14 protein-coding genes are annotated in these 13,481 nt (G+C 68.8%); 4 read left to right on the top strand and 10 right to left on the bottom strand.

Going from position 1 to position 13,481, the window contains the following annotated elements:
- Window positions 1–765, bottom strand: coding sequence for an SDR family oxidoreductase (locus P6897_RS08510; RefSeq protein ID WP_112614802.1), 765 nt, complete (start codon window positions 763–765; stop codon window positions 1–3).
- A 123-nt stretch (window positions 766–888) separates the two neighbouring features.
- Between P6897_RS08510 and P6897_RS08505 the strand changes: the two genes are divergently transcribed.
- The 4 genes from P6897_RS08505 (at window position 889) to P6897_RS08490 (ending at window position 3,560) form a co-directional block, all read left to right on the top strand.
- Complete coding sequence (locus P6897_RS08505; RefSeq protein WP_269266204.1) at window positions 889–1,380, top strand: NfeD family protein; 492 nt, start codon at window positions 889–891, stop codon at window positions 1,378–1,380.
- The gene (locus P6897_RS08500) at window positions 1,373–2,320 is read left to right on the top strand and encodes an SPFH domain-containing protein (RefSeq protein WP_114589502.1); all 948 of its coding nucleotides are present in this window, start codon (window positions 1,373–1,375) and stop codon (window positions 2,318–2,320) included. Before P6897_RS08505 ends, P6897_RS08500 begins: the two co-directional genes overlap by 8 nt.
- Complete coding sequence (locus P6897_RS08495) at window positions 2,317–3,087, top strand: glycerophosphodiester phosphodiesterase family protein (RefSeq protein ID WP_282500978.1); 771 nt, start codon at window positions 2,317–2,319, stop codon at window positions 3,085–3,087. Before P6897_RS08500 ends, P6897_RS08495 begins: the two co-directional genes overlap by 4 nt.
- 110 nt (window positions 3,088–3,197) lie before the next feature.
- A complete protein-coding gene (locus P6897_RS08490) occupies window positions 3,198–3,560 on the top strand; it encodes an RNA polymerase-binding protein RbpA (RefSeq protein WP_112614794.1) in 363 nt (120 codons plus the stop codon).
- 50 nt (window positions 3,561–3,610) lie between these two features.
- On the opposite strand, the gene lnt is transcribed toward P6897_RS08490, so the two are convergent.
- From lnt to P6897_RS08445, 9 genes are all read right to left on the bottom strand, one after another.
- Entirely contained in the window at window positions 3,611–5,170 is a 1,560-nt protein-coding gene (lnt, locus tag P6897_RS08485; RefSeq protein WP_282500977.1) for an apolipoprotein N-acyltransferase, read from the bottom strand.
- Between the two features lie 10 nt (window positions 5,171–5,180).
- Window positions 5,181–7,574, bottom strand: a complete 2,394-nt coding sequence (locus P6897_RS08480) for a DEAD/DEAH box helicase (RefSeq protein WP_282502576.1) — start codon at window positions 7,572–7,574, stop codon at window positions 5,181–5,183.
- Window positions 7,575–7,651: 77 nt separating this feature from the next.
- Window positions 7,652–8,431, bottom strand: coding sequence for a twin-arginine translocase subunit TatC (gene tatC / locus P6897_RS08475; RefSeq protein ID WP_112615165.1), 780 nt, complete (start codon window positions 8,429–8,431; stop codon window positions 7,652–7,654).
- 66 nt (window positions 8,432–8,497) lie between these two features.
- On the bottom strand, window positions 8,498–8,746 hold the full coding sequence (locus P6897_RS08470; protein ID WP_181574133.1) for a twin-arginine translocase TatA/TatE family subunit: 249 nt from the start codon (window positions 8,744–8,746) through the stop codon (window positions 8,498–8,500).
- 60 nt (window positions 8,747–8,806) lie between these two features.
- Window positions 8,807–9,766 (bottom strand): WYL domain-containing protein, encoded by a 960-nt coding sequence (locus P6897_RS08465; protein WP_112614792.1) that lies wholly within the window; start codon window positions 9,764–9,766, stop codon window positions 8,807–8,809.
- Entirely contained in the window at window positions 9,763–10,701 is a 939-nt protein-coding gene (locus P6897_RS08460; protein ID WP_282502575.1) for a WYL domain-containing protein, read from the bottom strand. Before P6897_RS08460 ends, P6897_RS08465 begins: the two co-directional genes overlap by 4 nt.
- Before the next feature lie 98 nt (window positions 10,702–10,799).
- A complete protein-coding gene (locus P6897_RS08455) occupies window positions 10,800–11,762 on the bottom strand; it encodes an FKBP-type peptidyl-prolyl cis-trans isomerase (protein WP_112614790.1) in 963 nt (320 codons plus the stop codon).
- Window positions 11,763–11,771: 9 nt separating this feature from the next.
- Window positions 11,772–12,782, bottom strand: a complete 1,011-nt coding sequence (locus P6897_RS08450) for a tRNA (adenine-N1)-methyltransferase (protein ID WP_112614788.1) — start codon at window positions 12,780–12,782, stop codon at window positions 11,772–11,774.
- On the bottom strand, window positions 12,779–13,459 hold the full coding sequence (locus tag P6897_RS08445) for an HAD family phosphatase (protein WP_282500976.1): 681 nt from the start codon (window positions 13,457–13,459) through the stop codon (window positions 12,779–12,781). The genes P6897_RS08450 and P6897_RS08445 overlap by 4 nt, the downstream gene beginning before the upstream one ends.
- Window positions 13,460–13,481 lie beyond the last annotated feature (22 nt).

Below are 13,481 nucleotides of genomic sequence, written 5' to 3'. Positions count from 1 at the left end.
TCACTCGCCGCCGAAGGACGAGATGTCTCCGACGAGGCGCGTGTTGTCAGCGGGAATCGGTTCGACGGCGGCGAGGGCGATCTCGGCGGCGAACTCCGAGACGTTGTAGAGCTTTCCGGCCGACTCGCGGCGCGTCTCGATGGCGCCCGGGTTCGCCCGCTCCAGCAGCGTCGCGGTGATGGTGCCCTCGATCATGTCTCCCGACACGACGACGAATCCGATGCCCCGTTCGGTGAGCTCGCCCACGCGCTCGCGGAGAGCGTCCTCGCCCGCCCGCTTCGACAGGGCGACCGCCTCGTACTCGGGCATCGTCGGCGTCGTGCGGATGAAGTGCGCCTGGTGGCTGGTCACGAACACGACACGCGACCCGTCTTCGAGCAGCGGCAGCGCCGCATCGAGGGTGCCGAGCTGCGCGTCACGGTTCAAGGTGAGGGCGTAGTCCTCGGCCATGCCGCCCTCCATGCCGCCTGATGCATTGAGCACGAGGATGTCGAGGCGGCCGAAGGTCTCGCGGACGGCGGCGAACATCTCGTCGACGGAGGCGCGGTCGGTCAGATCAGCGCCGACCACGAGGACCTCGACGCCGAGCTCTCGCAGCTCCGCGGCCAGCTTCTCGGCGCGGGGAGCCTTGTTGCGGAAGTTGATGACGACGTTCGCGCCCGCCTGTGCCAGGTAGCGCGCGGTGTCCGCGCCGATTCCGCGCGACGATCCGGTCACCAGTGCCGTGCGACCCGTGAGGGTTCCGGCGGGAAGGGGCTGAGTCATGTGGCGCTCCTGCGGGGAAGAAAGGCTCTCGGCACGGCGGACCGCCGGCACCGCACGAGCCTATCAACCGGCCCGGATCGAACCCCCGACTGATAGGTTCGGATGAGGGACGAAGGAGCGCCGATGTTGCCCGATCTCACGCAATACCTGTGGATAGCGTGGCTCGTGCTGGCCCTGATCTTCGTGATCGTCGAACTGCTCACCCTCGAGTTCACCTTCCTCATGCTCGCGGGCGGCACGCTCGTCGGCGGACTGGGAACGAATCTTCTCGGCGCCCCGTGGTGGCTGCAGGTCGCGGCGGCCGCTGCCGTCTCGGCCCTGCTCCTTTTCACGATCCGACCGCTCCTCCTGCGCGCTCTCCACCGCAGCAGTCAGCACATCCCGACCAATGTCGACGCTCTCGCAGGCCTCGGGGCGCGCGTCCTCGTCCCGTTCGTCGACGGCGCCGGTTCGGTCAAGCTCGACAACGGTGAGACGTGGACCGCTCGTCTCGTGGGCGAGCCGGGCGAGGCCCCCGTCGGTTCCCGTCTCGTCGTCCGCGCCGTGCGGGGCGCCACCGTGGAGGTCGGTTCCCCCTCCCAATCCCCCGACCCGAAGGAGAACACCCATGGTTGATGTCGGCGCTTTCGTCGGTCAGATCTTCGTGATCGTGCTTCTCGTGGTTCTGGCGATCTTCGTGATCGTCGTGCTCTTCCGAGCCATCCGCATCATCCCGCAGGCCTATGCGGGAGTCGTGGAACGGCTGGGCCGATACCAGCGCACCCTCTCCCCCGGGCTCAACCTGCTCGTGCCGTTCATCGACCGGGTGCTGCCGCTCGTCGACATGCGCGAGCAGGTGGTGTCGTTTCCGCCGCAACCCGTGATCACCGAAGACAACCTCGTCGTCTCGATCGACACCGTCGTCTACTTCCAGGTGACCGACGCGCGGGCCGCCACCTACGAGATCAACAACTATCTGGGTGCCGTGGAGCAGCTCACGACCACGACGCTTCGAAACGTCGTCGGCGGTCTCAATCTGGAAGAAGCGCTGACGAGCCGCGACAACATCAACGGTCAGCTGCGCATCGTGCTCGACGAGGCGACCGGCAAGTGGGGCATCCGCGTCTCGCGCGTCGAGCTCAAGGCGATCGACCCGCCCACCTCGATCCAGGACTCGATGGAGAAGCAGATGCGCGCCGAGCGCGATCGTCGTGCCGCCATCCTCACCGCCGAGGGGTCGAAGCAATCGCAGATCCTGGAGGCGGAGGGCCGCCGTCAAGCGGAGATCCTGAAGGCCGAGGGCGACAAGCAGGCACAGATTCTGCGGGCCGAGGGCGAGTCGGCTGCGATCCAGTCGGTGTTCCAGGCCATCCACGACGGGAACCCCGACGACAAGCTGCTGGCCTATCAGTACCTGCAGACCCTTCCGAAGATCAGCGACAGCGCGTCGAGCAAGCTCTGGATCATCCCGAGCGAGTTCACGGAGGCTCTCAAGAGCATGAGCGCCGGATTCGCGGGTCGTCGGGACGACCGCCCGGCGGCACCGGCGGACCGTCCTGCGCCTCCCGCGCCGTGACGCACCCGTACTTCGGCTCGGAGCGTCCTCGGGTTCTCGCGCACCGCGGTTTCGTGCCGGCGGATTCTGAGGGCATCGTCGAGAACACCTTCGCGGCCTTTGCTGCGGCACATGCGCTCGGCGTGCGGTACGTCGAGTCGGACTGCCATCTGAGCGCGGACGGGACGGTGATCCTGTTCCACGACTCCGACCTCTCGCGGGTCGCCGGAGATCCGCGCCCAATCGCGGATGTCGCAGACCGCGAGCTCGAGAATCTCATGGCCGACCGCGGCGGGCTGGTGACGCTCGCACAAGCCCTCGACGCGTTTCCCACGCTGTTCTTCAACCTCGACGTCAAAGCCGAATCGGCTGCAGAGACGGTCGGGCGCCTGGTGGCGCCGCATGCGGATCGGGTGCTGCTCACCAGCTTCTCCGACCGCACACGCGAACGCGCACTCCGCGCCGCCCACGCAGCCGGGGGACGCCCCGCGACGTCGGCAGGCACGATCCGGATCGCGGCTCTCGTCGCAGCCGTCGCGTCATGTGTGCCATGGTTGATAGGTCGTGCGTTGCGCGGCATCGACGCGGTGCAGGTTCCCGAGCGTCGGGGGCCCATCCGCATCGTCTCCCCCCGAATGATCCGCGCGGTCCACCGTGCGGGTGTCGAGATGCACGTCTGGACGGTCAACGACGCGGACGGCATGAGACGCCTGCTCGCGGCCGGCGTCGACGGTATCGTCACGGACCGAGCCGACCGCGCGATGACCATCGTGGCGGAAGAGCGCTGAATACCCCGACACGCTGAACATCGGCTGTGAAACCCCGAAGACCATCCCTTCTTCGGATGATGCACACAGCCGCGCACGTTACAACTGATAGCCGACGAGAGGACCACACAATGGCAGACCGCAGCTTGCGCGGCATCCGACTCGGCGCCTCGAGCCTACAGAGCGAAGAGGGCGTCGTCTTCCACGACCGGGTCAACCACACGTACGTGTGTTCGCGCTGTGCGCACGAGACCGTCATGACGTTCGCCGCCGACGCGGAGGCGCCCGAGACCTGGGAGTGCCGCGCGTGCGGCGCCGAGGCTCTCCTGCGCGTAGGCGAGGGCGTCGTCGAGGTCGATCACTCGGGCGACAAGGCCGCCCGAACCCACTGGGACATGCTGCTCGAACGCCGCACGATCCCCGAGCTCGAGGAACTGCTCGAGGAGCGTCTGGCCATGCTCCGCGAGCGCCGCGGCTCCCGCTTGAGCGCCTGAGCCTCCAGCTCCGCGCGAATGCCGTCGGTCCTTCGGGACCGGCGGCATTCTCATGTCGCGGACGTGCTGCGTGAGCGTCGTCGCGCGACCGCGACGGCGACGCCGCAAGCGAGGAGAGCCAAGAGGCTTCCCCAGCCGAGGATGACCTGCACAGCGCCGCCGACGATGACGGCGGGCGTGAGTCCGGTGCGCAGCGGCACCTCGGTGATCATCGCACCGGCCTCCGCCGCCGGCAGGCCGTCGATCTCCGTGCCGTCGGGCGCGATGACCTGGCTCGTGCCGACGGTCGAGATGTTCACGACCGCTCGGCCGGTCTCGATGGCGCGCATGCGCGCGAACGCGAGCTGCTGGAGATTCTCGTCCGTGTCGCGGAAATCGGCGTTGTTGGTCTGGAAGACATAGAGCTGCGCACCGTCACGTGCACCCGTCCAGATCACGTCGTCGTAGAGCACGTCGAAGCAGATCGCGAGCCCGACGCCGATGCCGGAGACGTCCATTAAGGGCGGGTTCGTTCCCGGTGTGTACTCGCGCTGGATGAGACCGATGAGGTCTGGGACGATCAGCTCGAAGAACCACCGGTCGGGGACGTACTCGCCCATGGGAACCGGGCGTGACTTGTCGTGGATCGCGACGGGATTGTCGGCGCCAGCCCGCCAGAGCATCGACGTGTTGTAGATGTCGTCGCCGCGCTGCGTGGCTGCGTTGACGAGCAACGGCGCGTCGATGCGCTCCGACAGCCGATCGAGCGTGTCGGCGACGGACGCATTCGACAGCGGGTCCGCATCGATGCCGCCCTCCGGCCAGACGAGAAGGTCCATGGGCTCGTCGATGATCGGCTGTGTAGCCGCGAGCTGCGAGCGCAGGACGTCGTAGGGCTCGCGAGAATCGAAGTATCCCGTGGGGCCGTCGCCCTGGACGGAACCGACGCGGTACGTCCCGGCATCCGTCGTCGGGAAAGCGGGCAGCGCCACGAGCGCGACGGCGACGACGGCCGCCGGGAGCGCCGTGCGGAGGTCGCGCAGCCTGCCCAGGCGCAGCCACTCGATGACCGCCGCTGTGACGAACACCATGAGGAATGTCAGGCCCGCCACCCCGGTCCAGGACGCGACGTGCGCGAGCGGGCTCTCGGACTGACTCATGCCGACGCGGCCCCAGGGGAAGCCGGTGTAGGGCCATGACCCCATGAAGAGCTCGCGCGCAGTCCACAGTCCCGCGACCAGGGCGGGGAGGGCGATCAGTCGTGCTCCCTGGCTTGGCAGCAGACGCGGGACCCAGCGGTACGCAAGAGCGATGGGGATCGAGCCGACCGCGAAGAAGAGCGTCTCGATGCCGGCGAGTCCGAACCACGGGATGGGCCCGAGATAACGGGTGATCCACGAGATGTGGATGAAGTAGAAGGACGCTCCGAAGACGGCCCCGACCGCGAGCGCACCCCACGCCGAGCGCCCGATCAGACCGGCGAGAGCGAACGCGACACCGGCGAACGCCAGCGGCCACCACCCGATGTCGGGGAATGCGGCGTCCAGAACCGCACCGCCGACGACGGCGCCGACCAGTGCCAGCCACAGCGGTATCAGAGGCCGCACCGCGGCCGGAGACGAGTCGGGCACGTGCTCGAGCCTAGACGCCGGAGTATGCGACGATGCCGCGCCGGACGGCATCCAGCGCGGCACGCGCTGTCCGCGCCAGATCGGCGTCGGCGACGAGCGAGAGCTGATCGAGGAGATCGATCGTCTGCTTCGCCCAGCGCACGAAGTCGCCGGCGGCCATGTCGGCCTCGAGCAGGACGCGATCGAGCATCATGCCGCGTGCCCACGAATGCATGGCCTTCGCGAGGCCCGTGGCCACCGGCTCGGTGCCGGGCAGGCGGTGGTCCTGTTCGAGGTCGTCGAGGACCGCCCACAGCTCTTGCGTCTCGGCCAGTGCCGTTCGGAAGACGCCTCGCGGAAGCCCGTACTCGCCCGGACCGTCGCTCTCGCGGCGCGGCTCGTAGACAAGACTGCACGCGAGGGCCGCCAGACCGGCGGGATCGAGCTCGCGCCACAGGCCCCGGCGGAGCGCCTCGGCCACGAGGAGGTCGCGTTCACCGTAGATCCGACGCATCGTGGCGCCCGCCTCGGTCAGCGCGGTGGTGCCGTCGCTGTCGACCGAGACGTAGTCGAGGGCGGTCAGGACGTCGACGACTCGATCGAACACCCGCGCCACGGTGCCGGTGCGCGTGTCGATCTGCTGCCGCAGCTTCTGCACGTCGCGGCGCAGCCGCCAGTAGCGCTCGGCCCACCGGGCATGGTGCTCCCGGTCCGGGCAGTCGTGGCAGGGGTGCCGCTGCATCCGCTTGCGAAGGCCGGCCAGCTCGTCCTGACGGCGCTGACGGATGCGTGCCGGTGCGGTGCGGTCGTTGCGATTGAGTTTCTCGAGGTCGCTCAGCTCGCGACGGATGCCGGAGTACTCCGCGAAATCCCCCCGCTCGCACGTCATGGAGCGGGCGTAGCCGTCGAGCGTCTGCTCCTTCTCCTTGACCTGGCGCGCGAGGCCGACGACGGACCGGTCGGCCTGGAACTGGGCGAACGACGACTCGAGGATCTCACGTGCGCGGTCGCGACCGAAGCGGTCGATGAGGTTCACGGCCATGTTGTACGTGGGGCGGAAGCTGGAGTTCAGCGGGTACGTGCGCCGCGACGCCAGCGCGGCGACCGACTGCGGGTCGAGACCGTCGCTCCATTGGATGACCGCGTGCCCTTCGACATCGATGCCCCGGCGACCGGCGCGCCCGGTCAGCTGGGTGTACTCCCCCGAAGTGATCGCCACGCGTGCTTCGCCGTTGAACTTCTCGAGCTTCTCGAGGACGACGGTGCGTGCGGGCATGTTGATGCCCAGCGCCAGCGTCTCCGTCGCGAAGACCGCCTTGACGAGCTTGCGCTGGAAGAGCTCCTCGACGACCTCCTTGAACGCCGGCAGCAGTCCGGCGTGGTGGGCCGCGACGCCGCGCTCGAGGTTGTCGCGCCACTCCCAGAACCCCAGCACTGCCAGGTCTTCCTGCGCGAGCGCGCGGGTGCGGCGATCCACGATGGCGCGGATCTCATCCCGTTCCTCGGGTGTCGTGAGCCGGATACCCGACCTGCGCACCTGTTGGACCGCTCCGTCGCACCCTGCGCGGCTGAAGATGAAGAAGATCGCGGGCAGCAGATTGGCCCGGCCCAGGAGTTCGACGACAGCCGGTCGGTCGAGGCGTTCGAGGCGCTGCGCGGCCGCGGGGCGTCCCGACCCCTGTCCGCCACGGTGCTTGCGATGAGCCTCGCGGCCCCCCGCACCCCGGTAGCCGTGCGACCGCCGGTTGCTGTCGTATCGCTGGCCCTGGGGCGAGCGCAGGCGGGTCAGCTCCTGGTTGACCTGCGCAGTCGCCACACCCGCCCGGTCGTCGAACAGCGGCAGCAGATCGCCGCGGACCAGAACGTGCTGTTCGAGAGGAACGGGACGGATCTCGGAGACCACGACGGCGGTATCGCCTCGCACGGTGTCGAGCCAGTCGCCGAACTCCTCCGCGTTCGAGACCGTCGCCGAGAGCGCCACCATCCGCACCGAGCGGTGGAGATGGACGATGACCTCCTCCCACACGGCGCCTCGGAACCGATCGGCCAGGTAGTGGACCTCGTCCATCACGACGTAGCGGAGGCCACGCAAGGCCGGCGAGTCGGCGTAGAGCATGTTCCGCAGCACCTCGGTGGTCATGACCACGATGCGTGCGTTGCCGTTGATGTTCGTGTCGCCGGTGAGCAGGCCGACCTCTTCCTCGCCGTACACGTCGACCAGCTCGCGGAACTTCTGGTTCGACAGGGCCTTCATGGGCGTCGTGTAGAACGCCTTCGTGTCGGGCTCGAGCATGGCCAGGTGCATCGCGAACTCGCCCACGATCGTCTTGCCGGCTCCCGTGGGCGCGGCGACGAGGACGCTCCGCCCGTCCTCGAGGGCGTGACATCCGGCGATTTGGAACGGGTCGAGACCGAATCGCTGCATGTCGGCGAACGCCGCGGTCAGCGGGTGGGCCCGGGCCGACTGCGCGGCGAGGAACCGCTCCGCGGGGCTGGACGCGCTCACGGGAGCGGATCAGTCATCGGGGGCGGGCCGGGGACAGTGAGCTCGGGCGCGCGACGCGACCGGCGCAGGTCGAGGAGGAGTGAGAGCGCCGCGGCCGCGAAATAGAGCACCGTCAGGATCGCCGCCAGCATCAGCATGCTCACGATGTCGGCGGCGGGGGTTGCCAGGCCCGAGAAGACGACGGCGATGAGGATGGCGACGCGCCATCCCTTGAGGATCGCTTTCCCGCTCATGATGCCGGCGAAGTTCAGCGCGACGAGGAACACGGGAATGATGAACGCGACCCCGACGACGAGCAGGAGCTTGAAGACGAAGTCGTAGTAGTACTTGCCCTCGTAGAAGTTCGCCGACGCCTCCGGCGAGAACGTCGCCATGATCTCGACGATGTGCGGCATGACGAGCCAGCCGGTGTAGACACCGGCGAAGAAGAGGGGAACCGCGGCCGAGACGAATCCGACCGTGTACCGGATCTCTTTCCGGGTCAGTCCGGGCATGAGGAATGCCCAGATCTGCCAGAGCCAGATGGGAGCAGAGAGGATGATGCCGACCGAGAACGAGATGCGCAGGCGCATGTCGAACGGTCCGGTGATCGTCGAGTACATGAGCTTCACCGCTTCGGTGTCGCCTCGCTGCTCCGCGACGACGCGGATCGGCTCGGTCATCGCCCAGATGATCCAGTCGGTGAGGAAGAACGACACCACCATCGAGACCACCAGGGCGAGCGCCGAGATGATGAGGCGTCGCCGCAGCTCGACGAGGTGCTGCCCGAGGGACATGCGCTTGTCGCGCCGGGGCGCACCGTCCGCCCCTGAGCGCGTGCGCTCAGCCGTCACCACGCGGCGCTACGGTGTGGGAGCTGCGGGACCGCTCTTCGGGTCCGCAGGCTTCTCGACGGGCGCGACGTCAGCGGTCGTCGAGGCGGCGGTGCCGGCCGTGGCATCGTCTTCCTTCATGGCCTTCATCTCGCCCTTGAAGATGCGGGCGGACTGTCCCATGCTCTTCGCCAGCGCCGGCAGCTTCGCAGCGCCGAAAAGCAGCAGAATGACGATGAGTAGGATCCACAGGTGCGGGCCTGCGAACAGATTGCTCATTGAGTCTCCCCATCGATCGTTTCGCACAGTCTAACCCGCGCACCCGGCGGGAAGCCCGTCTCAGGCGTACTGATCGAGACCGGCTCGGGCCCAATCGCGGGCGGCACGCCGGGCCTCGGCCGGTGCGAGGACCTCGATGCTCCCCCCGCTGCGGGCGACCAGTCGTTTGAGCGAACGGGGGTCGGCGACGCGGATCATCGCCGTCTGCGATCCGCCCTCGTCGCGCACCTCTGCGTTCGTCAGGAATTCGCCCACGATCGTCGCCGCATGATGCGGGTAGCGGATCTCGGCGAGGATCTCGTCGTCGCCCGGCTCGAACAGCTCGGGCACCGGCTCCGTCGAGTGAAGGGCCGGGATCTCGGTGAGCGCCGGGTCGGTCACGCGATCGAGGTGGAAAGTGCGCATCGCGCGACGTGTGTGGCACCATCCCTGCAGGTACCAGCGGCCGGCGGAGATCGTCACCTTCACCGGGTCGACGGTGCGCGTCGTCGGCGCGCCGTCCGGTGCTGTGTAGGTGAACGCCAGGGCGACGCGCTCGCGCAGCGCTCGCGCCACCGTCTCGCGAACGTCATCGACCGGCGCCGGGGCGACGATGACGTCGGCGGGAGTCTGGCCCGCCCCGCGCGCGAGCTTGGCGAGGAGCCCCTGGACGATACCGCTGTCGCCGACACCCGGGACGGATGCCGCCAGCTGCAGACCCGCGAGCAGCGCTGCGGCCTCGCGCGCGGTGAGCCGCGGCGATCGCTGCAACCCCACGGTGTTGGTGATGACGATGCGGTCCTCGCGGTCGAGGAGGTCCCAGTCGATGTCGAAGAGGTCGTTGGCCATCTGCCAGAAGCCGCCCTCGCCGGGAAGCCCGATCACGGTGAGCTTCTCGACCATCGAGCGCATCTGCTGCGGCTCGACGTCGAAATCGCGCGCTGCGTCGGCCACCGTCACCTCTCCTTGGGCGATGAGGTACGGAACGAGCTGCATGATCAGGGCCGCGCGGTCGGTTGCGACGATGGGCTGGGCACTCACGACGTCACCGCCGATCGGTCAAGGGCACCGCGGAGGCGCTGCACGACCGCGTCGCGCAGATCGGCCGGCGCGTGCACCATCGCCTCCGGTCCGTAGGAGGCGAGCTCGTCGGCGAACACCTCGAGATCCACAAAGGGGATGCGCAGCCGTCGTCCGCTCGAGGCCTCGGCGAGAGAGCGTCGGCGCAGCCGCAGCTCAGCCTCCGTGCCGGGGACGACGGTGACGTCGGCGCTCTGACGGTGGGCGACGTCGCGCAGTCCCGACAAGGCGCGTTCTCCGGCGCCGGCACGAAGCGCGGCGTCGAAATTCTGCCGAGTCACGACGACGTCCGCGACGATGCGCGACAGCAGGAACGTCCGCTCGGCATCGACACCGGCATCCCACCCGAACAGGTGCCAGCGTGCCTCGAACTCGACGAGCGCGAGAGGCCGCACACGTCGTCGTCGCGGCCGATCGGACCCCGGGCGCAGATAGTCGAACTCCACCTCGCGAGCCTGCTCGATGGCGCGCTGCAACGGCAGGAAAGACGAGTCGTGAAGATCGAGTCGCGGGGCGAAGCCGATGATCGGCTCATCGACCTCGATCCCGAGGGAGCGGATCTTCCGCAGTCCCGACCGAGCGCCCGCCGAGAGCGTCTGCTCGCCCCACACTCCCCCGGCCAGCGTCAGCACAGCGAGCTCGGCTGGGGTGAAGCTGATGTCTGCGGGCAGCTCGTACTCCGTCGGCGGGATCCGGTAGCGCGCTTCGCGTAGGTCGTCGGGGTCGGCATAGTCGCCGATCGTCTCGATCGGGACGCCCAAACCGCGCAGGTTCTCCTTGTCGCGTTCGAACATCTTCTCGAGCGCTTCGCGTCGGGCGCCCGCTTCTGCCTGCTCTCGATAACCGGAGACCGAACCCAGGATGGTGTCTTTCGTCACGCCCTGCTCGGTCGCCATGAGGGCGACGACGAGATTGACCAGGCGTTCCTCGGGCGGAACGCGAGTGGGCGAGACGGACACGCCTTCGATTCTAGGCGTGGCCGTCGTCCCCCGACTCAGGACGCGGCGTCGAGGCCGAGGATGTCGACGACGAACACGAGCGTCGAATCGGCGGGGATGCCGCCCTGGGCCGTGTCGCCGTAACCCTGGTCGGGCGGGATCACCACGAGGATCTGCGAGCCGACGGTCTGGCCTCGGAGCGCTTCGGCGAACCCGGGGATCGTCTTGTCGAGCTCCATCGGCTGCGCGCCCTGACCCCACGTGCTGTCGAAGACCTTCTTGTCGGCCCACGTCACGCCGGTGTAGTGCACGCGCACCGGCACATCGCCGGTGACCTCTTCACCGTCGCCCTTCTTCAGCACCTCGATCGCGAGGTCGCTGGGCGGGTCGTTGTCGGGGATGACGATGCCGGGGCGTCCGTCAGGAGCGACCACGACCGAGGGCATGCCGGCCCGATCGTTGAACTGCTCGGCACCGTCAGCGGCGGCGAGATACACCTTCTGCAGATCGAGGACGACGACCGTCGTGGCGTCTTCCGCCATGCCGAACCGTGCACGAGTGTCGGCCGTCACCTCGTCCGGGCCGAGCGCCATCACGACGCGCGAGCCTTCGGTCGCGCAGTGCAGGGCGTCGACGAGGCCCGGGAATGTGGCATCCCAGCTGTCGAGCGGGTAAACCTCCGACAGCTCGCCGGTGTATCCGGATGCCGCGATCGGCGCACCCGATGACCCGTCGAGGACCGTGAGGTCGAAGACGACGTCTTGTGCGTCGCTCGTCACCGCACGACCGTCTCCCGTCACGGTGTCGCGTGCTGCGAGACCGTCGACGTGGACCGGCGCCGAGAGGGCGACGGTGGGCTTCGTGCCGACGGGGCTGTCGCTGACGTCGACGAGATCGAGGGCCGAGGACTCGGACACGTCCCGCGTGCACGACGCTGAGCCCGAGGACGGCGTGGCACAGGCCGTCAGGGCGAGCACGGTCAGAGAGAGAGCGCCGGCGGCGGCGATGATCCTACGCACCGCAGCAGTCTACGCGGAGTCGTCGTCGTGCCCGTCCGGAACGGAGAGCGAGCTCCGCGCGGCCCGCTGCGCTTCGCGGACGCGCTTGCGGAGGTTCTTGTCCGTGATCTCGCGGTCGCCGACGGCTCCCGGCGTCCAGATCTCGACGTCCGCATCGTCGTACGACGGCTTCTTCAGCGCGCGCTTCCGGACATCGGGCGGGATGGCCCCCGGAGCGAGGCGGCGGGCGGTGATGAGGAATCCGGTGTGAGCCACCATCCGGTGGTCCGGGCGCACGGCCAGACCCTCGACGTGCCAGCCGCGGATCATCGTCTCGGACGCGTCGGGATCGGTGAACAGGCCCGTGCCGCGGAGATACTCGGCGACACGGCTGAGCTGGGTAGCAGTGGCGACGTAGCAGAGCACGACGCCCCCGGGGGCGAGCGCGTCGGCGACGGCGTCGATGCACTCCCACGGCGCGAGCATGTCGAGGACCACCCGGTCGACCGTCCCCGGCTCGACGGCGTCGGGCAGGCTCTCGACGAGATCGCCGACGATGACCGACCAGTTCGCGGGGGTACCGCCTGTGAACGTGGCGACGTTCGCCTCGGCGACCTCTGCGAACTCGGCGCGTCGCTCGAATGACACGAGCCGTCCGTGGTCGCCGATCGCCCGAAGCAGCCAGAGCGACAGCGCGCCCGAGCCGACACCGGCCTCGACGACGGTGGCGCCGGGAAAGATGTCGGCCGCGGCCAGAATCTGAGCTGCATCCTTCGGGTACACGATCGCGGCACCACGGGGCATCGACATCACGAAGTCGCGCAGCAGGGGGCGGAGTGCCAGGTACTCGTGCCCACCGCTGTTGGTCGCCACCGACCCGTCGGGCTGGCCGACGAGGACCTCGTGGCGCAGCACGCCGTGGTGGGTGTGCAACTCGCCGCCCTCTCGGAGGGTGATCGTGTGCATCCGTCCCTTGGGGCCGGTCAGCTGGACGCGGTCGCCGTAACGGAAGGGGCCGCGGGGCTGGAGGTCGTCGGTCATGCGGAAGCTCCGAGTCGGTGGAGGGTGAAGAGATCGGCCAGGTCTGCCACCGAGCGCCCCGCGAGGGAGTCCCAGAGAGCGTGAGCACCGAGGCCGTGCAGTGGGACCATCAGCGGTACTCCGAGTGCGACGGCGCCGGAGGCGACCGCCGAACGCAGGCCGTTGGGTGAGTCCTCGATGGCGACGGTGTCGGCGACATCGACCCCGAGCGCTGCGCACGCCTGGAGGTAGGGGTCGGGGAACGGCTTGGGGCGTGCCGCCTCGTCGCCGGCGATGACGACGTCGAACGCCTCGAACGGGATAGACGACACGACTGTGTCGGCCATGCTGCGCATCGACATGGTCACGAGCGCCGTCTTGATCCCGGCTTCGCGGAGCCCGGAGAGCATCTCGCGCGCACCCGGGCGGAACGGAGTGCCGCCGCGGCGCAACTGACCCGAGACCGTCTCGGTGAGGTGGTCGATGATCTCGCGCGTCTGCATCCGGACACCGGCATTCTGCAGGATGCGCGCGGAGTCCTCGAGCCCGAGTCCGACGAGGCTGAGCGCCTGCTCGGGCGTCCACACTCCCCCGAAGCTCTCGACGAGCGGACCCTCGGCCGCCATCCAGTACGGTTCGGTGTCGACGAGCGTGCCGTCCATGTCCCAGAGGACCGCGGCAGGGGAACGAGAAGTCATCCGCACCATGTTACCGATGCAG

It is taken from the genome of Microbacterium sp. BDGP8, assembly GCF_029991045.1.
Taxonomy (GTDB): domain Bacteria; phylum Actinomycetota; class Actinomycetes; order Actinomycetales; family Microbacteriaceae; genus Microbacterium; species Microbacterium plantarum.
This window is presented reverse-complemented; position numbering and strand designations above follow the sequence as displayed.